18 protein-coding genes and 1 pseudogene are annotated in these 24,245 nt (G+C 38.1%); 10 read left to right on the top strand and 9 right to left on the bottom strand.

Features of this window, described 5'->3' with window-relative positions; genetic code table 11:
• Positions 1 to 260: 260 nt before the first annotated feature.
• The 7 genes from dnaN to surE form a co-directional block, all read right to left on the bottom strand.
• Positions 261 to 1,388 (bottom strand): DNA polymerase III subunit beta, encoded by a 1,128-nt coding sequence (gene dnaN, locus OQ5_RS0104495; RefSeq protein WP_016776334.1) that lies wholly within the window; start codon positions 1,386 to 1,388, stop codon positions 261 to 263.
• Between the two features lie 122 nt (positions 1,389 to 1,510).
• Positions 1,511 to 3,655 carry a gliding motility-associated ABC transporter substrate-binding protein GldG gene (gene gldG, locus OQ5_RS0104490; RefSeq protein ID WP_016776333.1) on the bottom strand — a complete coding sequence of 715 codons (2,145 nt, stop codon included), beginning with the start codon at positions 3,653 to 3,655 and terminating at the stop codon, positions 1,511 to 1,513.
• Positions 3,652 to 3,912 carry a hypothetical protein gene (locus OQ5_RS0104485; protein ID WP_026055110.1) on the bottom strand — a complete coding sequence of 87 codons (261 nt, stop codon included), beginning with the start codon at positions 3,910 to 3,912 and terminating at the stop codon, positions 3,652 to 3,654. Before OQ5_RS0104485 ends, gldG begins: the two co-directional genes overlap by 4 nt.
• Positions 3,913 to 4,187: 275 nt before the next feature.
• Positions 4,188 to 4,349: a hypothetical protein gene (locus tag OQ5_RS23405; RefSeq protein WP_016776332.1), complete on the bottom strand. Its 162-nt coding sequence runs from the start codon at positions 4,347 to 4,349 to the stop codon at positions 4,188 to 4,190.
• The gene (gene lpxB / locus OQ5_RS0104475) at positions 4,319 to 5,461 is read right to left on the bottom strand and encodes a lipid-A-disaccharide synthase (protein ID WP_016776331.1); all 1,143 of its coding nucleotides are present in this window, start codon (positions 5,459 to 5,461) and stop codon (positions 4,319 to 4,321) included. Before lpxB ends, OQ5_RS23405 begins: the two co-directional genes overlap by 31 nt.
• A gap of 42 nt (positions 5,462 to 5,503) precedes the next feature.
• The gene (locus OQ5_RS0104470; protein ID WP_016776330.1) at positions 5,504 to 5,800 is read right to left on the bottom strand and encodes a hypothetical protein; all 297 of its coding nucleotides are present in this window, start codon (positions 5,798 to 5,800) and stop codon (positions 5,504 to 5,506) included.
• 263 nt (positions 5,801 to 6,063) lie between these two features.
• Complete coding sequence (gene surE / locus OQ5_RS0104465) at positions 6,064 to 6,876, bottom strand: 5'/3'-nucleotidase SurE (protein ID WP_016776329.1); 813 nt, start codon at positions 6,874 to 6,876, stop codon at positions 6,064 to 6,066.
• 291 nt (positions 6,877 to 7,167) lie between these two features.
• Here surE and pheT point away from each other — a divergent pair, with 291 nt between their 5' ends.
• From pheT to OQ5_RS25215, 8 genes and pseudogenes are all read left to right on the top strand, one after another.
• Positions 7,168 to 9,627: a phenylalanine--tRNA ligase subunit beta gene (gene pheT / locus OQ5_RS0104460; RefSeq protein ID WP_016776328.1), complete on the top strand. Its 2,460-nt coding sequence runs from the start codon at positions 7,168 to 7,170 to the stop codon at positions 9,625 to 9,627.
• A 362-nt stretch (positions 9,628 to 9,989) separates the two neighbouring features.
• The gene (locus OQ5_RS0104450) at positions 9,990 to 10,712 is read left to right on the top strand and encodes an SIMPL domain-containing protein (protein ID WP_245531772.1); all 723 of its coding nucleotides are present in this window, start codon (positions 9,990 to 9,992) and stop codon (positions 10,710 to 10,712) included.
• Between the two features lie 263 nt (positions 10,713 to 10,975).
• Positions 10,976 to 11,401: a very short patch repair endonuclease gene (locus tag OQ5_RS0104445; protein ID WP_044107519.1), complete on the top strand. Its 426-nt coding sequence runs from the start codon at positions 10,976 to 10,978 to the stop codon at positions 11,399 to 11,401.
• Positions 11,401 to 12,657 (top strand): DNA cytosine methyltransferase, encoded by a 1,257-nt coding sequence (locus OQ5_RS0104440; protein ID WP_016776326.1) that lies wholly within the window; start codon positions 11,401 to 11,403, stop codon positions 12,655 to 12,657. Before OQ5_RS0104445 ends, OQ5_RS0104440 begins: the two co-directional genes overlap by 1 nt.
• Positions 12,650 to 14,125, top strand: coding sequence for an ATP-binding protein (locus tag OQ5_RS0104435; protein WP_016776325.1), 1,476 nt, complete (start codon positions 12,650 to 12,652; stop codon positions 14,123 to 14,125). The genes OQ5_RS0104440 and OQ5_RS0104435 overlap by 8 nt, the downstream gene beginning before the upstream one ends.
• Positions 14,118 to 16,916 carry a Z1 domain-containing protein gene (locus OQ5_RS0104430; protein WP_100221874.1) on the top strand — a complete coding sequence of 933 codons (2,799 nt, stop codon included), beginning with the start codon at positions 14,118 to 14,120 and terminating at the stop codon, positions 16,914 to 16,916. Before OQ5_RS0104435 ends, OQ5_RS0104430 begins: the two co-directional genes overlap by 8 nt.
• The gene (locus OQ5_RS0104425; protein ID WP_016776323.1) at positions 16,900 to 17,901 is read left to right on the top strand and encodes a PD-(D/E)XK motif protein; all 1,002 of its coding nucleotides are present in this window, start codon (positions 16,900 to 16,902) and stop codon (positions 17,899 to 17,901) included. The genes OQ5_RS0104430 and OQ5_RS0104425 overlap by 17 nt, the downstream gene beginning before the upstream one ends.
• Positions 17,901 to 20,215 (top strand): annotated as a pseudogene (locus OQ5_RS25215) (AIPR family protein). Before OQ5_RS0104425 ends, OQ5_RS25215 begins: the two are co-directional and overlap by 1 nt.
• Positions 20,216 to 20,550: 335 nt before the next feature.
• Here OQ5_RS25215 and OQ5_RS0104410 read toward each other — a convergent pair.
• Both OQ5_RS0104410 and OQ5_RS0104405 read right to left on the bottom strand, forming a co-directional pair.
• Positions 20,551 to 20,970, bottom strand: coding sequence for a 2TM domain-containing protein (locus OQ5_RS0104410; RefSeq protein WP_010421555.1), 420 nt, complete (start codon positions 20,968 to 20,970; stop codon positions 20,551 to 20,553).
• Positions 20,967 to 21,344 (bottom strand): PadR family transcriptional regulator, encoded by a 378-nt coding sequence (locus OQ5_RS0104405; protein WP_016776321.1) that lies wholly within the window; start codon positions 21,342 to 21,344, stop codon positions 20,967 to 20,969. Before OQ5_RS0104405 ends, OQ5_RS0104410 begins: the two co-directional genes overlap by 4 nt.
• A gap of 663 nt (positions 21,345 to 22,007) precedes the next feature.
• On the opposite strand from OQ5_RS0104405, the gene OQ5_RS23400 reads away from it, so the two are divergent.
• Positions 22,008 to 22,904 (top strand): transposase, encoded by an 897-nt coding sequence (locus tag OQ5_RS23400; RefSeq protein ID WP_016776319.1) that lies wholly within the window; start codon positions 22,008 to 22,010, stop codon positions 22,902 to 22,904.
• Positions 22,905 to 23,401: 497 nt separating this feature from the next.
• Positions 23,402 to 24,100, top strand: a complete 699-nt coding sequence (locus OQ5_RS0104385; protein ID WP_255297388.1) for a hypothetical protein — start codon at positions 23,402 to 23,404, stop codon at positions 24,098 to 24,100.
• Positions 24,101 to 24,245: the final 145 nt, after the last annotated feature.

Below are 24,245 nucleotides of genomic sequence, written 5' to 3'. Positions count from 1 at the left end.
CAAGTTTATAGACACGCACTAATTAGTGCTCGTCTGTAAACTCACAAAAATTTCTACTATATGTGTGTGTCTATAAAGTAGGAAAAGATTCCTACTTTTCATGTGTCTATAAAGTCAATAGTCAGTTAAAAATAGCCTAAACACAGAGGTGCAGATTCTTTATTATGAGAGAGTTGTGATTTTTGTGGTTAATGGTAATAACAAGAAAGGCGATGGAAATAAATTTCCGTCGCCTTTCTTGTTATGCTTTTTCTTTAACCTTACGCGTTGATCATCATAGGCATCAGAAGCATCAGTTCGTCTTCATTTTCCGATTTATCAAACGGCAGGAATATTCCGGCCCGTGCCGGATCTGAGAGTTCGATCACGATGTCGGATGATGATATATTCTCCAGGATATCAGCCAGAAAAGCACTCTTAAAGCCAATTTCCATTTCGTCGCCGTCGTATTGGCAACTCAGTTTTTCAAATGCCGAAATGGAAAAGTCAATATCCTGAGCCGACACAACCATTTCGTCGGATGAAAGGTGAAGTTTCACAAGATTGCTGGCCTGACTGGCAAAAAGAGAAACCCTGCCCAATGTGTTGAAAAGGTCCACGCGGTCAATCACAACTTTGTTGGGATTGTCCTGGGGTATCACGGCATTGTAGCTGGGATAATTTCCTTCAACGAGCCGGCAAACCAGTCGGTAATTTTCCATTTCGAAAAAGGCATTCTGATCGTCAAATGATACAGCCACTTCTCCTTCTTCTTTGGGTAGAACGTTTTTCAGCAAACCGGCCGGCTTCTTGGGCAGAATAAATGAAGCTTCATAATCGGTTTTAACATCCATCCTCTGGTAACGAACCAGCTTATGTGAATCCGATGCCACAAAGGTCATGTTATCGGGAGTAAATTCAAACAAAATCCCGTTCATAACAGGTCTCAATTCATCATCGGCCGTTGCAAACAAGGTTTTCACAATACCTGTCATCAGGGTTTCGGCGGGCAATTGAAGTTTACTTGCTTTATCTTCGTTCAATTCCGGTAAAGCAGGAAAGTCTTCTCCGTTCTGACCTACAACGCTGAATTTACCCTTTTCGGTGACGATGTCTACCGCCAGAGTTTCCAAATCAATTTCGAAATTGAGAGGTTGTTCGGGAAATTTCCTTAGGGTCTCCAATAAGATTTTGGAAGGAAGTGCTATTACGCCTTCACCTTCAGTCGATTCAAGATCGAGCGTAGTAATCATCGTTACTTCGGTGTCCGAAGCGGTGATGGTGAGCTTTTGTCCTTCAAGACTGAACAAAAAATTATCAAGAATGGGCATTGGGCTCTTGGAAGCAATGGCCCTGCTAATGGCCTGCAAATGAGATAGCAGTCCTGAACTGGAGACAACAAACTTCATTGTTTCTATTTTTTTTAGTGTTAATCAAAAATTAAAAATAAAATATATCGAAATGAGTGCCGAATATACGAAAATTTGATTCCATTAAAAAGGCTTATCAGTTTAAATGTCAGTTGACCTGATCAATTTTGTCTTCCATAACGCCACTTCCTGATAATCGGGGCTATAACTCCTGCAATTATCACCAGAAGCAGAGGAAGTCCCATGTTAAGCCATTTCCAGAAGTTCGACTCATTGGCCACCTTGTCTCTGTCGAGCAGCCTCAACTGATAATTCCTGGTTCTCAAGTCCATCCATCCTTCATCATCGGTAAGGTAATTCACTGCATTCAGGATAAATTGTTTGTTGCCGTAAGTTTGATTGGTGACTTCGTCGAATCCCAGCGGAACAATTCGCGGATTGCTTGTTTCGCGTCTTCTGACTTCATTTTTGATGATATCGCCATCGGCTACTACAATCATTTTTGTAGGCTTACTTATATCACGTCGCTTGTGAGTCGGATAATTTGATTCCGGCGGAACGGGTCTGTGAGCAAAGACCGAAGGAAACCTGCCCTCAGAAACATAAGCCATGGGAATGAACGACTGTGGAAAGTTTTCCCGTATGGGCTCTTCCTGCACATGGGCCAATGAGATATAGACAGGACTTTGCATAATCCTTGAGTGTCTGCTTGTTTGCAGAAGAGGGGCTGATGTGGTTTCCAGATTTTCTCCTACCGTATCAACACTGCTTGCAAACTCAGCTCTGACAGGTTTCACGTTGCGGGTAACGGGATGCATGCTGTTGGTATTCAGGATTGGATTGAATATCCATGGCATGGGAACAAAGCGGGAAGATTGTCCCGGAGGTGCAACGTTTACAGGAATAAGACCTGCCTGAACATCCTGAACCAGATCGGCATTGATTCTGAATCCGTAACGAAACAATTGGTCGTTCAGGTTAAGGTCCAATGGAAGTCCTACGGTTTGTGAAGTGTGTCGAAGGCTGTCCATGGAGGCATTAATGGCATCGATAAGCCAAAGAACACGTCCGCCCTGCATGATGTACTGGTCGATGGCGAATTTTTCCGGTTCAGTAAACTCTTGAGTAGGCCGGGCTATAATAACAGCTTCGTAAGGCTGGAGCATTTCGGGATTACCCCCGGGATTGCCACGGTCAACCTGGTAATATTTCGAAAGTTCTTTCGTGATATCGATAACATCTATTTCGCCCAATTCCCCATGACCTTCAAGAAAGGCAATTTTTCGTTGGTCATTCACAGTAAGGCGTCGCATGGCATCTGTGAATTTATATTCAAGTTCTTCGATAGAGGCATTGAGGTTCTCTGCTCCCGATAATCCGGGCATGTTTTCAAGCAGGTTCACGGCTATCTCGAAACTGTCCTTTTGAAATACCAGGTAGGGATATACCAGAGTTCTTTTCCGCGATCCGTCTTCTTTGGCTTCATATACCGGTACCGGACTCAAATCGTGGTCTTCCATCCGTTCCAGGGCACCTTTGGCATCGTCATTATCTTTGGTAGGATCAACAAATTGATAGTCGAGATTATTACCAGCATATATTCCAAATTCGTCTAATTTTTCTTTTACCGAACGTGACAGACGTTCAAATCCTGCATTCAGGTCACCTTCGAGATAAACATGAGCAAATACAGGAGTTTCCATTTCCGAAAGAAAATTTTTTGTGATACCGGCAAGTGTGAAACGTTTTTCCTGGGTCAGGTCTGCTCTGATAATAATATTGGAAATCAGTATATTGACAACTATTACGCCGGATATAAGAAGAAAAAAGTGTGTTTTGCCGCCTTTCAGTTTAAGGCGGGTCATACCGAGAAATACCATCATAACGCCAAAAAAATAGACGATATCCCGGAGGTCGACAACACCACGGCTAATGGATTGATAGTGTGCATCAATTCCAAGACTTATGAGAAAAGTATCAATGCCGTTAAAAAAAGGAATGGAAGCCAAAGCGTTGAAGCCGCTGTAGAAGAGAAATGAAAACAGAGCAGCAAGTACGAATGCAACAATCTGATTTTCGGTGATGGAAGAAGTGAAAATACCAATGGCAACGTAAGCCCCTGCCAGTAGTAACAGCCCGATATAACTTCCCCATATTGCTCCGGCATCAATATTTCCGGCAGGCTGCGCCAGATGAGACACCGAGTAGAAATAAATAAGCGTAGGAAGTAAACTAAGAATCACAAGGGTGAATCCGGCAAGGAATTTTCCTGTAACAATCTGCCAGGCCGGTACAGGACGGGTCAATAATAATTCCAGCGTGCCCGATTTTTTTTTCTATCTGAGAAAAGACGCATTGTAATGGCCGGAACCAGGAAAAGATATAACCACGGCGCCATATAAAAGAGGCCGTCAAGATTAGCGTAGCCTCCGAAAAGAATATTAAAATTACCTGGAATGATCCATAAAAATAATCCTGTGATTACCAGAAAAACGGCCATTACCAGTGCTCCTGTCAATGAACTGAAAAAGGTTACCAATTCTTTTTTCCACAATGCAATCATAGAATAAATTTTCCGGGTTTGTTTTATTGTTTCTCTAACATCCAGCCTCTAACCTCTAATCTCCAACCCCAACCTCAAATGGTCATAAAAAAAATCTGTGCACGCTCGGCTCTGCTGCTTTGCTTGCAAAAATTCGTCATTGGTCAATTCGTCAATTGGTCAATTGGTTCATTGATCATTAAAAAATCTGTGTCATCCGTGGTGCATTCTCAACCTCAACCTTAACCCGGGTTTGGGTTGGGCCTGGTCAGACGCACGATCGTGCGTCGCTACATCTATCTTCCGCCTTCTATCTCTGTGTTCTTCTGTGCCTTATGTGGTGATTTTTCAACCTCAACCTCAACCTCAACCTCAACCTCAGCCTCAGCCTCAACCTTAACCTCAACCTCAGCCTTAACCTCAATCTCTATTCCCCATCTTCCTGAAGCGCTTCCCACATCAGCCGGGCGGTTTTTTTGCTGCTACCCGGTCCGCCCATAATCTGTCTGATTTCATCGTAACCGTCAAATATTTTGTGACGAACCGATTCATCGAAAAGAATTTTTTGCAGTTCTGCTTTCAGATTTTCACCGGTCATGTCTTTCTGGAACAACTCGGCAACTACCTCACGGCCGGCAATAAGGTTGACAAGGGAAATATAAGGGACTTTAATAATAATTTTTTTGGCAACGAAATCGGTGAAAGCGCCGCCCCACATTTTGTAACATACCACTTGCGGACAATTTAGCAAAGCAGCCTCGAGCGTTGCCGTTCCGGAGGTAACCATGGCCGCTTTTGCTTGTTGGAGCAGTGCATAAGTTTCATCAAAGATCACTTTTACGTGCTCTCTTTCGGGTAAAAAATTGTTGTAGTAATCGGACGAAAATGAAGGTGCTCCTGCCACAATAAACTGATGTTCGGGAAAATACTTTTTCATGGCAAGCATATCGGGGAGGAGGCGTTCAATCTCTTGTGTGCGACTTCCCGGAAGAATGGCGATAATTGGCCGATCGGGCAAGCTATGTCTGGACAGAAAATCTTCCCGTTTCTCGTCTTTATATTTTCTTTCGTTGATGGCATCCAGAATCGGGTTTCCCGAATAGACTACCGGAACACCGTGTTTTGCAAAAAAATCGGTTTCAAAAGGCAAGATGGTAAACATCTTGTCTACCCATTTTTTGATTTTTTTAACCCTCCCGGTATTCCATGCCCAGATTTTCGGTGAGATGTAATAGAATACTTTGAATCCGAATTCGTTTGCAAACCTGGCTATGCGAAGGTTAAATCCCGGGTAATCGACCAATATAATTACGTCGGGACGATATCTGAGAATATCTTCACGGCATTCATCAAGATTTCTGAATATAGATTTCAGGTGCATCAGAACTTCCCATACGCCCATCCATGCGGTGTCGCGGTAATGACGAACAAGCGTTCCGCCCTGGGCAGCCATTAAATCTCCACCCCAGAATCTGAAATCTGCTTCGCTGTCAAGCTGTTTTAGTTCTTTTATCAGATTGGACGCGTGAAGATCGCCTGATGCTTCGCCTGCTATGATGTAATACTTCATCTAATGCTCCGTTAAATTTTTACAGATGGCTGGTAGTTTAAATTACATTATAAACCTGATTATCATGGTGACCACAGCCCATATCACGGTGGCAATAACGATACCCCTTGCTGCTAACAAACGTTCGGTCCATATCGCCAGAAAAAAAGCCAGCAAGTTCGGCAATACGCTTATGCTTACCAATTTTCCGAGACTTTGAAGCCGGAAAAGACTTCCCAAAAATTCTATAAATCCCTGGTCACCGTCATACCGGCCTTCGAAAAGAAGAAATCCGAAGATTACCGGTAAAATCAGGCCAATGATAAGGCCAACTATTTGTTTATTACACCAAAGGTTCATTCTTATAAAATTTGATTTTTAATGTCGAAACCAACTCGTCCCTGCCTACCCCTATTTATCGGGGAGTAATCGGGACTCGTTTCATCTTAAATCTTACATCTAAAAATCTATCGATCTTTTAAAACCAGTGCTTGAGACACACGGTTGTGCATCTCTACATGCTTCTATCTTCTGACTTCCGCCTTCTATCTATGTGTTCTTCTGTGCCTTATGTGGTATATTAAACCTCAACCTTTGCCTCAACCTCAACCTCTGTTTTTGTCTCAATCCTTCTCAAACACGCCGTTAACGCTTATCTCATACGATTGATCGCGCAGTTGTCCGATGGCCGAATGATCGGTGATGTCAAGGTTACAAGGGACAACCGACACATATCCGTTTTTCAGAGCATATTCGTCCGTATCAGTGGCGTTGGGCTCCAGGTTTTGAAAAAAGCCGGTCAGCCAGTAATATTTTTGTTTCCTCGGGTCTTCCCTTTCCATAAACTCTTCCACCCATTTTCCTCTGGCCTGACGGCAAATTCTAATTCCTTTTATGTTATCTCCTGCGGGAATGTTAACATTCAGAAAGGTTCCGGCCGGTAATCCGAATTGCAGAACCTGCCTTATTATTTGTCTGACGAAAGGACGTGCAGCCGAAAAATCGGCATCATGGCTGTAATCGAGTAATGAAAAACCTACCGATGATACCTGGTTCATCACGCCTTCGCGGGCTCCTCCTAAAGTGCCGCTGTAATGGACACTGGACGAGCTGTTGCTGCCATGATTAATTCCGGACAGTACCAGGTCGGGTCTCCCGGGTAATATGGAATTCAATGCCAGCTTTACACAGTCAACCGGTGTTCCGTTGCTTTTAAAAACAAAAAGTCCCTTTTCCTTTTTTACCTGGTTTACAAAAAGGGGAACCTTTACTGTAATGGCATTGGACATCCCCGAGCGGGCTTCATCGGGAGCTACAACCACAACATTCCCAAACTCCCTGGCAATCTCGCTTAAAACACTAATTCCTCCTGCATCAAAACCATCGTCATTGGTAACCAATATAAGCGGACGGTGGTTTTCTTCAAATTCTACCATATCTGTTACTTATCAAATTTTTACGTTTTTCCTGTCAAAGATATTGAAATAAGGTGAAATGGCAATAATAGTGGAAGATTCTGGTTTCCCATCAGGAGGTATGGGGCTAAATCTTAGCTTCTTTTATTAGTTGTTTGAAACATATTTATTTATTTTTGCTGGTCGTTTCAATAAATCATTAGATTTTTAGATATAAGATGAAATGAACATAGATTGGTTTCCCACAACAAGAACACTTATTAGTTCTTGCATGCGAGTTCCATTCGACCTTAATAAATAAATTTTATACGAATGAATATCTCATACAACTGGCTGAAAAATTACATTAAGACCGATTTACCGGCAAACGAAATGGCTAAAATTCTTACCGACCTGGGACTGGAAGTTGGCTCGGTAGAGACTGTAGAAACTGTAAAAGGAGGACTTCGCGGACTTGTAATAGGCGAGGTGTTAACTTGCAAAAAACATCCCAATGCCGATAAATTAAGTGTTGCTACCGTCGATGTTGGTGAAGAAAAACCGCTTCCAATAGTTTGCGGTGCGCCTAACGTTGCGGAAGGACAAAAAGTTGTGGTGGCTACTGTGGGAACCACCATTTATCCTGTAAACAGTGACAAAGGGTTTGAAATAAAGAAAGCCAAAATACGTGGTGAGGTTTCTGAAGGAATGATTTGTGCCGAAGACGAAATTGGTCTGGGGAACAATCACGATGGGATTATGGTTTTGGATACTGCTGCCAAAACAGGAACCCCGGCATCAGAATATTTTAATATAGAATCGGATGTACGTATTGAGATTGACCTTACTCCGAACCGGATTGATGGTGCATCGCATATAGGTGTAGCACGCGATCTGGCAGCTTATCTGAAACAATCCGACCCTTCGATGAAGGTTGAATGGCCTCTGGTTGACGATTATAAAACAGACAATCATGACTGGCCGGTAAGTGTGAAAGTAGAGAATCCCGAGGCATGTCCCCGCTATTCGGGGGTAACCATTACCAACCTGGAAATAAAGGAATCTCCCGCCTGGCTCAAAAACCGCTTGCTTGCCATCGGTCAGGCACCGATCAATAATGTGGTAGACGTAACCAATTTTATCCTGCATGAGCTCGGACAACCACTGCATGCTTTCGACGGAGACAAAATAACGGGCAATAGAGTGATCGTTAAAACTTTGCCCGACGGAACAAAGTTTACTACACTTGACGAGAAGGAAAGGGTACTCGGCAATCAGGACCTGATGATTTGTAACGAGAAAGAAGGCATGTGTATTGCCGGCGTTTTTGGTGGAATTGACAGCGGGGTAACAGAAAAAACCAATAAGATATTTCTTGAGAGTGCCTGTTTTAATCCGGTTTTTGTCAGGAAAACTGCCCGTCGTCATACGCTCAATACCGATGCATCGTTCAGATTTGAACGGGGAACCGACCCAAATATTACCGTTTATGCACTGAAAAGGGCTGCCTTGCTGATTAAGGAAGTTGCCGGCGGAACGATTTCTTCAGAAATTGTGGATATCTATCCCGAACCCGTGAAACCACACGATGTTGAGCTGTCGTTGAAGCATGTGGAGCGGCTGGTTGGTAAGAAAATCGAAAGCCGGCAGATCAGAACCATTCTGCAGGCCCTTGATATTGAGATACTGGCTGAGGCCGATGGTGTATGGGAACTTGCTGTGCCGCCTTATCGTGTTGATGTTCAGCGCGAAGCCGATGTCATTGAAGAAATACTGCGTGTTTACGGATATAACAACGTGGAAGCCCCCGGTAAATTGAACGCTACAATCGTTTACCGTGAAAAACCGGATGTGGGAGAGCTAAGAAATACCATCTCCGCACAGCTTGTGGGGGCCGGTTTTGTCGAGATAATAAACAACTCACTGACCAGGGCTGCCTATTATGAACAATCGGAAACTTATCCCCGCAACCAGGTCGTGGAGCTGGCCAACCCACTCAGTTCCGACCTGAATGGTATGCGTCAGACCTTGCTGCTCGGCGGACTCGAAACCATCCGGCATAACAGGAACCGGCAGAATGCAAATCTCCGGCTGTTTGAATTTGGAAATTGTTACAGCCTGAAAGCCGGAAAACCAAAAACCGAATTGAACAGCTATCGCGAGGAAGAAAAACTGGCCCTCTTTGTTACCGGTAACAAGACAGAAGGCGACTGGAATACTCCCGATACAAAAGTCTCTTTTTTCGACCTTAAAACCTGGTCGCTGAATATTTTGGAACGCTTGGGAATTGATACCGCCAACTGTAAAGAGTATGACTGCAATAACGATCTGATGTCCGAAGGATTGCAATATGCCACCGCCGATGGTATGGAATTGTTTCAGATGGGAATGGTGAAACCCAAATTGCTTAAGGAATTTGATATTGACGAGCCGGTTTATTTTTCGGAGATGAACTGGCCTGCTTTGATTAAACTCTCCGCTAAAAAGGAAGTAACTTTCAGCGAATTGCCCAAATTTCCCGAAGTGAAGCGCGATCTTGCTCTTCTGCTGGATAAGAAAGTTATGTTTAAAGACATCAGAGAACTGGCCTTCAAAACCGAAAAAAAATTGCTCAGGGAAGTTTCACTCTTCGATGTGTTTGAAGGAGAAAAACTTGGTGCCGGCAAAAAATCTTATGCCATTACTTTTACCTTGCAGGACAATACAAAAACACTTAAGGATAAACAAATCGATAAAACCATGAATAACCTTACCAGAGTTTTTGAAAAGGAATTGGGTGCGAGACTCCGGTAAATGGTATTGCCTGACTCTACACCGGCCGCCATAAAACATATTTTTATTAATAATTATCTGGCTTTTCCAAATGTAAATTATTAATTTTGATACCAATGATGAATTAATAATTTTAAAAATGAAACGAGCATGATAAGGTTTAGTACAAAAGAATATGTATTAATCAATCATGCGAGTTCCATCCGTCCTTAATAAATAAATTTTATACGGATGAAAATAGTTAACATAGAGGTGCACAATATATCCCGATAGGGGTTTATTGTGCACCTTTTTTTATGACGTAATATAACAGTGATTGTTGGTAGGGGATGTTGGGCGTCATTAAAACGGACATAAGTGACAGAACGATAAAATTTACCATTATGAAAAGTAGAATACTAACCATCATTTTTTTATTGACTGCTGTCAGTTCATTTTCTCAATTGCAAGATAATCATTTACGAGTTCAAGGTAACGCAATTATCAGTGAGATTCCAGAATTGATGTTAGTTGATATAACTATTAACTCGAAAGATACCGTTTATTCAAAATGTTCAGATTTACTAGTTACCTATTACAACCAACTTGAAAAGGCATTTGCCAGAAATGGAATTTCAAAAGAAAATTTAAAATCTAGTGGACTGAATATTACGGAGAGTTATTCATGGTCTCAAAAAACAAGAACACGAGAACAAGATGGATATTCAGGAAGCCTCACAGTGATTCTTGAACTTCCATATAATTCAAATTCTTTGAATACAGTAATGAAAACCTTGAAAAATACAGGATTTCCAACAGCATATTATTTATCTTTCAAACTAAGTAACCAGCAAAAAAACGAGTTACTGAAACAATCAATTGAATTGGCAATTGATGATGCAAAAAAGAAAGCGAGTTACATAGCTGAGTCGCTGAATATCAGACTATCTAAAATTAAAGATATAAATTTTGGATTTTCAAACTATCAAGATGATATACTCACAAACGAACCAACGATATTTTACATAGTCGAAGAAGAAGAGGAAAGTCAGCAAGACTTAAATCTAAATCCAAATAAAATAGAAATAAAAAAGACCATTGGAGTTATTTGGAATATTGAAGAATAACGACGCCACAACAATCTGTATGCACCAGCCATGGCTTCACAGCATATTGCAAGCTTCGTTTTTCCTTGTTACCCGGTCACGGCTTGAAACAATCGTTGCCGGGTTGAAACCCCCGGCCTGACACATGCAGCCGAGCGTTATTGCTGAATGATAAAAAGAATGATATACATACTAACTGATAAACTGAAAGATAAGTGATATGAGAATCCATCCCACAAAAACTCAAAAGAGCTATTTTTTGCCAACGCTCGAAAATGCATATTATGGCTGATGTACATGATAAAAAGACAAGAAGTTATAATATGTCAAGGATTAAAGGGAAGAATACGAAACCGGAAATCCTTGTCAGACAATTTTTACATAAGCATGGATTCCGTTATAGATTGAATTATAAAAAGCTACCAGGAAAACCTGATATAGTTTTACCAAAATATAAAACAGTAATTTTTGTTAATGGTTGTTTTTGGCATGGACATCAGAATTGTAAGTATTTTGTTGTTCCAAAAACAAAAACAGAATGGTGGCTTGACAAAATTAATGAAACAAAACATCGTGATGAATTGAAAATAAAAGAGCTTGAAGCACTTGACTGGTGTGTAAAAGTGATCTGGGAATGTGAATTAAAAAAAGGCAAGAGAGACTTGGTTTTAAATGATTTAATTGTATTCTTGAAGAAAAAATTATATTAATGAATTTTATAGATTTATTTTCAGGTGCAGGTGGCTTGTCCGAAGGTTTTATAAGGTCAGGATTTAAACCTATTGCACATGTGGAAATAGATAGAGCAGCTTGTAATACCTTGATTACAAGAGCTGCATACCATTATTTAAAAAAGACAGATAATATCAAACCTTATCTTGATTATATCCAAAACAAAATAACCAGAACAGAATTTTACTCCCTAATTCCGGATAATGAAAAAGAATCTGTAATCAATTTACCAATTGGAGATGAGAATAATAAAATAATTTTTGATAAAATTGATTCTTTAAGAGGTAATGAATCAATTGATTTTATTATTGGTGGGCCACCATGCCAGGCATATTCTGTGGTTGGAAGGTCAAGAGATGAGAACAGAATGCATGGAGATTCCAGAAATTATTTGTTTAAAGAGTATGCGAAATTTTTAGAATACTATCAACCTAAATATTTTGTTTTTGAAAATGTTGTAGGCCTTCTTTCTGCAAAAACCAAAGAAGGAGATTCATATCTTCAAATGATGCTTAATTTGTTTGAGGAAAAAGGATATTTTACTGAATACAAGATACTGGAAGCCAAAAATTTTGGTGTTTTACAAAACAGAAAGAGAGTTATCCTGATAGGAAAGAAAAATGGTAAAAAAGGGTTTTATCCTGATTTTGAAAAGATTGAGCCCAATGTTACTGTTTCCGAAATATTCAAGGATTTACCTGAAATAGTAGCTGGTTCAGGAAATTTTTATACGACCAGATACAAACCATACAATGGTAGTTATCTTTTTGAAAGTCGAATCCGGAATGGATTGGATTTTACAACACAGCATATTGCCAGACCACATACAGAACAGGATAAAGGTATTTATAAACTAGCTGTAAAAAAATGGGAAAACGGACATCAACGACTGAATTATAATGATATTCCAGCTAAATGGCAAACCCATAAAAATAAAAAAGCATTTGTTGACAGGTTTAAAGTAGTTGCAGGCGATTTGCCTTATTCACAAACTATTGTCGCTCATATCTGCAAAGATGGCCATTATTACATACATCCTGATATTAAACAAAATCGTTCCTTAACTCCAAGAGAAGCTGCCAGATTGCAAACTTTTCCTGATGACTTTTATTTTGAAGGTGCATCAGAAAAACCAAGCAGAACAGCTGCTTTCAAACAAATCGGAAATGCAGTACCACCATTAATGGCTGAAGCAATAGCTAATAAACTCAAAGAAAAAATTCTAAATGACTAATTTTCAAGTACAAACAACAAAAGCTGAACCCGATGCAAGTTCGATGATAGAAACCTTTCGTGCAATTGGTTATTCAATTGAAACTGCAATTGCAGATATTATTGATAATTCAATTTCTGCTGAAGCAAAAAATATCTGGATAAATTACGATTGGAAGGGAGAAAATACAATTATCATAATTAAAGACGATGGATATGGAATGAACCATAATGAATTAGTTCAGGCAATGAGACCCGGGAGTAAACATCCAGCTGATGAGCGTTCATTAAACGATTTAGGTCGGTTCGGACTTGGCTTAAAAACAGCATCTTTTTCGCAAACAAGAAAGTTCTCTGTTATTTCAAAAAAAAAGGATTGTTCACCTGTTTATTGGGCTTGGGATTTAGACCATGTACAAAAAGTTCAATTATGGGAACTTATTCAATACACACCATTGGAATCAGAATTGGCAATAATTGATAATCAGGAGTCTGGTACAAGTGTAATTTGGTATTGTCTGGACAGAACATTAAAAAACACAAAAGAAGAAGACACTGAATCCTTGGGGAAATTTATGGAATTAATGGAAGGGGTGAAAAAGCATCTTGAAATGGTATTTCATAGATTCTTGGAACAGGGGAAGATTAAAATCTGGTTTCAGGACAGGAAAATTGAAGCATGGGACCCATTCCTTAGAGGAGAAAACGGGATACAATCCAATGCAGAAGAATTTCTAGGTAATGGTGAAATTGTTGTGAAAGGATATGTTTTACCTCACAAATCAAAAATATCAGAACAGACATTTAAGAAAGCTGCCGGACCCAAAGGCTGGAATGAACAGCAAGGATTTTATATATACAGAAATGAACGACTATTGGTTGCTGGAAACTGGATAGGAATGTTCAGAAAAGAAGAGCATTATAAGCTTTGCCGGATAATGATAGATTTACCTAATACCGTCGATGATAAATGGCAAATTGATATTAAAAAATCCATTGCTAGACCTCCTTTAAAAATTCAGGTCCAGTTGAAGGCATATGCTAAAAATGTCAGAAACCAGGCAGTAAACGTGTATCGGCATAAGGGGAAAGTACTCCAAAGGAAATATCCCTCTTTCAAATTTACCCCTGTTTGGCTGGAAAAACAAAGACACGGTAAACGATTTTATGCTATTAACAGAAAACATCCAGTGATTAGTGAATTATTGGAAGAACCAACAAAACAAAATCTAAATGAATTAATCAGTTTTATTGAAGAAACTATTCCCGTTCCTTTAATTACAATAACTGAAAGTGAAGAACCCGAATCTCATGGAATTCCATTTGAAAACCTTGAACATGAGTTACTTATCGAAAGGATGAGGAATATTTTTAAATCAATGATTGATAATGGAAAATCCAAAGATGAAGCGATTGCCACATTATTATCAATCGAGCCATTCGATAAATATCCTGAATATGTTGAATATTTAATTAATGAAAATGAATAACAAAGCAAAAGAATTAGCTTTATTCTTTTTAAGAAATGCTGGTTGTAGTGATACTGCTACTGAAAAGCAAATAACAGATGTAATTGAAAAAACAATTCTTATACATCCTGAAACAGACCGTGAAGAACTTAAAAGACATCTGGAATCAGAGTATAAAATATGGGTTGATGATTTAAGGATTATTGAAAAAGAAGAAGCACGAAGACCTTGGCTCGCGACCAACAAATCCAAAATTGATTGGGGTTTTTGGAACAGGTATAAATGGTATTTGGAAGAAAAGAAAAAGTTTCCTCCCAAAACTGTTCAATCCATTGGAAAGCTGACAGACCGAACTCTTGATGCACTTTTTGAACCAACACAAAAAGCACAAATTGACAAAAGGGGGATGGTAGTTGGTCAGGTTCAGTCAGGGAAAACTGCAAATTATACCGGATTAATCTGCAAAGCAGCCGATGCTGGTTTCAAAATGATAATCGTTCTTGCCGGCATCCATAAAAATCTTCGAAGCCAGACACAGTTAAGACTTGATGAAGGCTTTTTAGGTTTTGATACACAACAGGAAAGAGTAAACAGAAACAATAATCTTTGGATTGGTGTTGGAGAGCCAAGAAGCAACAGGAATCTTATTGCACACTCTTTAACTTCAAGCTCAGATAACGGTGATTTTAATGCAGGTGCAGCAAATGCCCTCGCTCTGAATTTCTACACAAATGACCCAATTATTGCGGTGGTTAAAAAAAATGCATATGTGTTGAGCAGACTGGAACAGTGGCTTTCTGCACAATCTTCTGAAACAAGTAATGGCGATAAGATTATAAGAAATAAACCTTTATTAATAATTGATGATGAAGCTGATAATGCATCAATTAATACAAAAAGAGACGACCTCAACCCAACTAAAATAAACGGACAAATAAGAAATCTTTTGAGGTTGTTTCAAAAAAGTGCATATGTTGGTTATACAGCAACACCATTTGCAAATATTTTTATTCCTCTTAATGATGATAATCTTTTTCCTCGGGATTTTATCACAAATATTCCTGCTCCATCGAATTACATTGGCCCTGATAAGATATTTGGTTTTGAACCATTGGAAGATGATGAAGAGCCAACCGATACTTTACCGGTTGTACACAGAATAGATGATTATCAGTACTTTGTGCCTGACAAACACAAACGATATGACCAACTACCTGTCAATATTCCTGAATCACTTAAAACTGCGATTAAGTGTTTTATTCTTACTTGTGCAATCAGACGTTTGCGCGGACAAGGTGATGAACATAATTCCATGCTAATACATGTTTCCCGGTTTCAAGTTTGGCAAAATAGAATAAAAGAGCTTGTTGAAAATGTTTTTAATTTCTATCGTTTAGGAATTGAACAGAACAATGCAGGAATTATTGATGAAATTAGGCAAACATTTGAAACTGATTCGGAAGATTATCGGTCATACATTACAACGTCAAATCAAATTCTTAATTCGCAACTTGCCGACCTTGACCCGGCTATAGAAGTCCATGCATGGATTGATGTTTTTCCTTATCTTCATCCTGCAGCCACAAAAATTCAGGTAAAAGAAATTCATGGAGGGGCAAAAGATGTTTTAGATTATCAGGCATACGATAAAAAATATATAAAAGAAGGTGAAGAAGCCGGGCTTTCTGTTATTGTTATTGGAGGTAACAAATTATCAAGGGGTTTGACTCTTGAAGGATTATCGGTCAGCTATTATCTTCGTGCTTCCAGAATGTATGATACACTGATGCAAATGGGGCGTTGGTTTGGATATCGCCCAGGTTATGTGGATTTATGTCGTTTGTTTACTTCAAGGGAACTTAATGAATGGTTCTGTCACATTACACTGGCATCTGAAGAATTGCGCAAAGAATTCAATTATATGTCCGATATTGCTGGTAGTACACCTGAACAATATGCACTAAAAGTCAGAACTCATCCAGGAGTTTTACAAATTTCTGCAACTAACAAAATCAGAACAGCAGTAAATGTAAATATCTCGTGGTCAGGTGTTTTGATTGAATCTTACAAGTTGAGTAAGAAAAGCCTTGATATTAAGACCAACCTTGATAATTTGAACACATTAATATCTTCCTTCATTTCTGAACCCACGAATAGAAAAGGGAACTTATTGTGGGATAACATTCCTGCATCAAACATTATATCTTTTATTGGAAGTTTTAGCGCCCCGGAAAACCCAGTAGCTTCTCCTGGTAGATTAGCGGAATTTATTTTGGAAAAACAAAAGGATGATGAACTTGATATTTGGCATGTTGCATTGATGAGCAGTAATTCAAAAACCAAAGATTATATTTTGTCAGGTTCAACAAGAATATGGTTGTTTGACAGAACAGACGACGAAAAAAACAATAGCGATGAAATTTACTATATAAGAAAGTCTCATATTATCAGTCCCAATCATGAGTTTATTGATTTGACAGACGAAGAATATGAACTGGCAAAGAGAAAAACATTTGAACAAAAGAAAGCACATGAAGAATTTCCTGGATATACACAAATGCCTGATTATCCGAACGGAAACCTAGTGAGAAACGATCTGGAAATTAAAGGTGCAAGGTTTCCGTTGTTACTGTTATATCTGTTAAATCCTGAAAAAGCAGGCTTGCCTGCTTCTGAAAATCCAATAGTTGGCTTTGCTATTCGATTTCCAGGAAGTAGCAAAAACAGAACTATTACATATGCTGTTCACGAACAACTTCTAGATAAATTTGAAGTAAACGAAGACCCTGAAGATTATGACTACGAGGATTGAAAATATCTGGAATGATTTTGAACTGAATGATGCCTTAAAATCAGGTGTTGTTTTAAAAAGGTTTTCTCCTGATATAATGTCGGATTGCTTTATAGCCATGAGAATGCCGGAAAAGGTTAAAAGTATCGCATTTCGGCTGTCAAAAGGCGAATTTGACATTTCTGTATTAAACGACCTTAAAGATATTACAATTGAGACTTTACCGGATGAAACAAATTCAGATAAAATACTTTTATTGATAAGTCTTTCTGACAACTCTCTTTCTTCAATTTTTGCAGTTTTGTGTGAAGACTTATTTAACTACATTTCAAACGTAAGAGAAGATATAGAACTTGTCAAATCACTACAAAACAGATTCTTAAAATGGAAGGAATTATTTGAGTTAGCTGAAAGTCCTGGTTTATCTCCTGAAAAACAGATAGGTTTATTTGGAGAATTGTCTTTATTAAAAGAACTTATTGAAGAAACAGGTAAGATTGAAGAATGTCTTACTATCTGGGTCGGCCCTGACACAGGAATAAGAGATTTTGAAAAAAATAATACTGCAATCGAGGTTAAAACAACACAATCACATAATCATCAAAGAATCAGAGTCAGTAGTGAAAGACAGTTAGATACATCTTTACTGGAAAATTTATTCCTTTTTCATTTGTCACTTGAGAGGCGAAACGGCAATGAGAATTCACTTAATAAAATTGTTTCTGTATTATTTTCAGTTATCGGTGATAATATGCTATTAAACAATATGTTAAATCGAAAATTAATTCGTGCTGGATATTTTATACATCACGAATCTTATTATGAAAATATATCTTACGTGATAAGAGGTAAAGATTTTTACACAGTAAACGAAAATTTTCCAAGAATTGAAGAAAAAGACCTGATGAAAGGAGTTGGTGATGTGAAATATTCAATTGTTTTAACTGCTGAAACAGAGACATTTAAAACCAGTATATCAAACGTAATTGAAAAGTTGAGTTTATAATGAATATTGAAGATTTTTATAAAGAACTTTTTCAGGAAATAAAATCAGAACAGGCAACAGAAGAAGACGGTGGAATACAAGAGCAAATTTTCACTCAGATAGCCATTGATTTGCTTGCAGACGCTGGGGAAACAGAAAATGCACGTATTTGTTTCGACCGAAAAGAAGATAAACTAGGTAGAACTATGCACAAATTGAATGGTTATGCTTTATCAGAAAACTATGAAACACTCGATTTATTTATAACTGTATTTAAAGGAGTTGATGAACCATTTACATTAACCAGGCAGGAAGCAGAATCATCAATTAATCAGGTTGAACGATTTTTCAGAAATGCGGTATATAAAGACTATATCAAAGAACTCGAAGAATCTTCCGAGGTTTTTGATTTGGCTCATACTCTTGCCGAAGTCAAGGAAGTAAAAGAATTTCTGTCACGAGTAAATATTTTTGTATTAAGCAATGGTATTTTTAAATCAGAAATTAAATTCAACAAAACGATTTCTGGTTACTCAATATTTACAAGAATAATTGATATTGAGTATTTATTTAATCTTTCAGACCAGTCACATGTTCCAATAGAAATAAATTTTGAAGATTACGGGGGTATACTTCCTTGTTTGGAATCACCGTCTGAAAATGAAGATTATGAATCTTATCTTGCCCTTATACCAGGCATAACTCTTGCAAATATTTATGAAGAATATGGGTCTCGTCTTCTTGAACAGAATGTTCGTTCCTTTTTACAATTTACAGGAAAGATTAACAAGGGTATCAGAAAAACAATAAAAGAAGAACCCCATATGTTTCTGGCGTATAATAACGGGATTGCAGCAACAGCTGATGAGCTGGAGTTAAAAAATTGGCAGATGGAGGAAAAGCAATCGTTTGGGCTAAAGATTTTCAGATTGTGAATGGTGGTCAGACAACTGCATCTGTTTATCATACCTGGAAAAAAGATAAAGCGGACATTGATAAGATTTTTGTTCAAACAAAACTTACTGTTGTAAAAAAGCGAGATAATTTTAATGAAATTGTTAACCGCATTGCGGAATACGCCAATACTCAAAATAAAGTTTCAACTTCCGATTTAAGTTCGAATAAACCATTTCATGTTGAGCTTGAAAAAATTTCCAGGTCTGTCTGGGCCCAGCCTGTTGAAGGGAGTAATATTCAGACTCGGTGGTTTTATGAACGTGCAAGAGGCCAGTATAAAAATGCCCGGTTAAAGGAAGGTTTCACGCCTTCAAGACGAAAGGCTTTTGATCTTAAAAATCCGAGAGGACAAGTTATTACAAAAGAACTTCTGGCGAAATATTTAAATACTTATCAGGAAATTAGGAATGGAAAAAAACTTGTGATTGGCCCACATATTGTTGTTCAGGGAAGTCAGAAAAATTATGTGCAATTCCTGAATTATAATATGCCTGATAAACCTGATAATATTTTCTATGAAGATTCTGTCGCAAAAGCTATTATGTTTAAAACAGCAGAAAAGCTTTATGGGGTCAAGCCAAATGCTATCGGAGACATGAGATATATTACCGTTCCTTATTCATTGGCATTACTGAATCTAAAAACTGATTATAAAATTGATCTCTATAAAATCTGGAAAAACCAATCGCTTAGTGAGAATATGAAATCTGCCTTGTTTAACCTAATGGAATCAGTTGAAGATTTTATTAAGACAAACGCACCAGGTGCTTTGTATGGCGAATGGGCGAAAAAAGAAGAGTGCTGGAATGCAATAAAAGAGTCAGATATTACTATTGATTTCGATGCAATAAAAGCCGACTATATTAATCCTTCTTCTCCAAAAAGAAAAAGTATTACGGAAGATGAACAATTGAAAATTGAAATCGCAGAAGAAATTGCCAGAATAAAAGCAATTCCATCACAGATTTGGCATAAAATAGAAAACTGGGGTAGTGAAACTGGGGAATTATCAAATTACATGACAGGCATAGCTTTTAATATGGCTGGAAAAGTACGTAATAATTCTTTTATTTCAGACAGCGACAGAAAAAAAGCAATTGAGATTATTGATAAGGTAATAAATAATGCCCCTGATTTACTATATAAAATTGATGAAATTGAAAAGCAAATCAACGAAGACCATGAGGGTACTCCAGATGTGACAATTGAATTGATAAAAAAAATCGTTGATTGGGATAGAAAGAATAAACGACTGAAAGATCATCATTTCAGATTTATGTGGAATGTTGCAGAGGGAAAACATCCTTTGAATGACAAGGCAAAGAAATTTGCATTAATGAATTTGAAAACATTAAAGAAGTATGGGTTTAACGAATAGTCAGTTCACTCAGCCAAACATAATTGCAATTCGCACAGCTGTAAGGCATACTGTCATCGGGGTCTTAGACCGATTTAGGGCATGGATGCGTGGTGCCCGATATAGAATTTGTACGATCTTGCCCCAAAACAGCAAAATCAACAAAGTTAACCCTGATATAGAAAATGTTGGCTCCCCCGGTATTTTTAGTGAAAGTCTTACATTTTCTAAATTCCCGATCAAAGTTGGTAGAGGCTGTTGAGCGGAATTGATTCGCCCGACCCTGCCGCTTGCTTGCGAGAATTCGGGTATTATAGGGGTTTGCAGTCTAAAGTGGAATCGAAGATTCGGATGTTTTATTCAAATATTTCAGACTTTTTGATTCCTTTAATTGCGTTTTTTCGGGTAATCAGGTAAATAATAAAATGGAATAATAGACCTAATCCCCAAAAAACAGCAGTTAAATGTACAGTTCTGACATTCTCATATTCTGATTGTAAGCCAATTAAAAACCAAAGTTCACCAATTAGATTACAAAATATGTATGTGACTAAGTGGAAACGGAATCCAACATCATATAATGGTAAATTCATTTTGTCCTTTTTGCCAAATATCCAACCTATTGTAAACACCAATATCCCATAGATTACAGCAACAATCCAGACAGTGCTGAATAGACGATTTTGAAGCATAGAACTTAATGAGAACCTAAAAGCAATTGTCAAGACAACCAGCCCAAAGGTAAATGCGATTAAATTTTTTGTTATTGTTTTCATTTTTTATCCTCCGATAAGATTAATTTTTTAATTTGTTCGCTAAAAAAAAGATTTATATTTCTCTCAATAAAACGATTGAGCAATTCAAATCCTAATTCTGTCAAGAAATAGTATTTACGGTCGGGACCTTTATTTCCTACACCTGTTTCAAAATCAACAACTCCGACATGCTGATACTTTCTTAGATTACGGTAGAGACTTTGACTTTCACAGGTCATAGTGTGATTAGATTGTTCTTCAACAAAGGACTTAATTTCATCGACATATTTTTCCCCATCTTTTAATGAGAGAAAAATCCAGAGGGTCAATTGACCTTTTTTATAAGTTTCTTCCCATGCAGATAATAATTCAGATAAATGATTATTTTTACTCATGATTTAGTCTTTTTGTATTAATCATCTTGTATAATACAAATGTAATAATAAAATATTGAGAAAAACAAATAAATTAGAAAAAAAAGTGATTAGAATAGATCGCCAGCCGCTAACACTTAGCCTCCGATCAAGCGTTGTTTGTGCTCGCTTGATGCTGGAGGCTCCGTTGAACCAAACATTCTTGCGGAGGCCTCATCATTAAAATTTATAAATCAATAATTTATATAGGGCCTGCTGAATAACGCTTAAATTATTAGTAATAATTATTTATATTGCATAGTTCCATTTAAGGTGGAAGGTTTTTCATCAGTATAAAATTAGTCTAAGTTATTGGTCTGATGGAACTCGCATGATTGATTTTATACATCAACTTTTGTGGCAATCTTTGCCATGCTCGTTTCATGCAAATCTTTAAAAATGTTTGCATCTGTAAATGTTAATTGTCAACATATCACAATTCAAAAGAATGTCACAATAATGAACGATTTTAACTATTTAAAAGTTGCAGTGGCCTGTCCGCTTTCCGGTCCTGCAGATGGCGGGAAGCCAAAATGGGCGACGTTCATGGTCTTGCGTAATGCCCGGAAATGAATACTACGACCTATTTGTTCAGACAGGGCACACCCTGCCTGAAGGGCATGTCCTGTATCAATATGAATAGATATGGATAAATTTCAAAATAAATACCGCATTCCGTCTGCCCGTTTGCAATCCTGGGATTATCGGTGGGCAGGTGCCTATTTTATTACCATTTGTACGAAGAATAGGTTCCATTATTTTGGTGAAATACATGATGGTAAAATGCAATTGTCGCATATTGGCATCATTGCAGATATATTGTGGTATCAAATTCCACATCATACGCAAAATGTTGAATTAGGCGAATTCGTGGTCATGCCTAATCATATTCATGGTATTTTGATTATTACAAATGACAGGAATGATGACGGGAATGATGACGGGAACAGGAATGGTGATGGTAACGGTAACGGGGATAATTGTGACGGGGGCGGGGATGGGAATGGGAATAATGGTGACGGTGACGGTAATGGTAATGGTAATGGCAATGGCAACGATAATGATAACGCGAACGGGAACGCGAACGGGAATGGGGACGGGGACGGGAACGGGAACGGGAACGGGAACCCGAACGGGAACGGGAACGGGAATGGGGACGGGAATGGGGACGGGATCGTAGAGACAGGGCATGCCCTGTCTCTACAATCGCCCAACCAATCGCCCAACCAATCCAATAACCAATCCAATAACCAACCGAATAACCAACCGAATAACCAATCCGACAACCAATCGGAATCCATCCCGAAAACCATCGGTCAACAACGATTTCAAAATATCGGGAAAAATTCCATTTCGTCCATTGTAGGTTCCTACAAATCTGCCGTATCAAAACATGCCCATCGTTTAGGTTTTGAATTTCAATGGCAAACCCGTTTTTATGACAATATCATCCGGGATGATAAATCGTTTCAAAAAATTACATCTTATATCACAAACAATCCTAAAAATTGGGAGGAAGATAAATTTTTAGATGCAAAATAACATAACAGCAAATGAACCGTACAGACACGACAATCCCTGTCGCAACTATATTGGAAACACCCTTTGGAAAATCGCAGACGAATTGCACGGAGCAATGAATGGCAGATTTTCCGGTGATGCTTTCGAATATTTGATTGGTCAATTTGCAGCAGGACTGCCCTCAAATTGTTTTTACCGACAGGTCTTTATGTTTGCACATTGATATTAAAATTACAGGAGCATAAAAGGTTGACGATATTTTTATAACGGGCTCATAATATAATTCTTGAATTTATGTTTTAAGTTTTAAAAGACGAGTGCAGTCTAAAAAGCCTTTTGACCCCTAAATCCCCTAAAGGGGACTTTTTTCGAACTGCTGATTTTTTAGCAGTTCCCCTTTAGGGGTCAGGGGTAAAAATGGTAAAAATCAGCAGTTTGAAGGCTTTTTATACTGCACTCAAAGATAATCATTCAAATAATATTGCGTTAAATTAATCTTTAATTCAAATAAAATGAGCATGATGAAAAAATTATTATTATTAACTGTGACGATTCTCTCAACATTGCATTTATTTTCCCAGACTGAAAAAGGAGAAATTATCATCTCACTTGACGGAAATTATAGGCAATCAACCACAGAAAATGGTGTCACACATAACCAAAATATGACAGAAGGAAAATATTTAGACATCGGAACTTCCATAGGATATTTTATTAATAGCAGATTAATTGCAGGAATCGGATTAGACTATAACTGGGATAAAGAAGTCAGAGAAAATAGTTTGATGATTAATAGCTATTATCAGGCTGAAGTGACCAATGTTAAATCCCATGTTTTTTTACCAAATATGTATTTAGGATATTATTACCCGATTACTACCAATTTGTATATTAATGCAAGCCTGAAATTCAGCTATGGAAAAATTAAATCTGAGTATGATACTTTTTGGGCTGGGAGTGCCTATAATCCGTCAAATACCTCAATTGAATTAACAGATGATTATTCTGCAAGCGGACAAGAAGGGACGTCAAAAGTTGATTTTTTTAGTGTTGATATCATTCCGGAATTAACATATTTTTTCTCTTCAAGATTTAGTATTTATGTTGGTTTGGGAGGAGTGAGCTATTCTCTGTTAGAATGGGATACGGATAATTCAAGTTGGAACGTTAATTTTAATCCAAGTTACTGGAAGACTGGTATTAAAATAAGAATATAGAAAATGCCATCTGACAGCGCCATTATATGCCGGCCGTGGCATCCACAGTATATTGAGGGTTTGGCGGCAAGCGTAACACAGCAAATGGCACTTTAAGGACAAACACTAATCAGGATTGATGCTCTTCCAACCAAAACAATTCCGG

The sequence above is a fragment of the Anaerophaga thermohalophila str. Valhall genome (genome assembly GCF_000250735.1).
GTDB classification, from domain to species: domain Bacteria; phylum Bacteroidota; class Bacteroidia; order Bacteroidales; family Marinilabiliaceae; genus Anaerophaga; species Anaerophaga thermohalophila_A.
The sequence above is the reverse complement of the archived record's forward strand: the minus strand, read 5'-3'. Positions and strand labels throughout refer to the sequence as shown.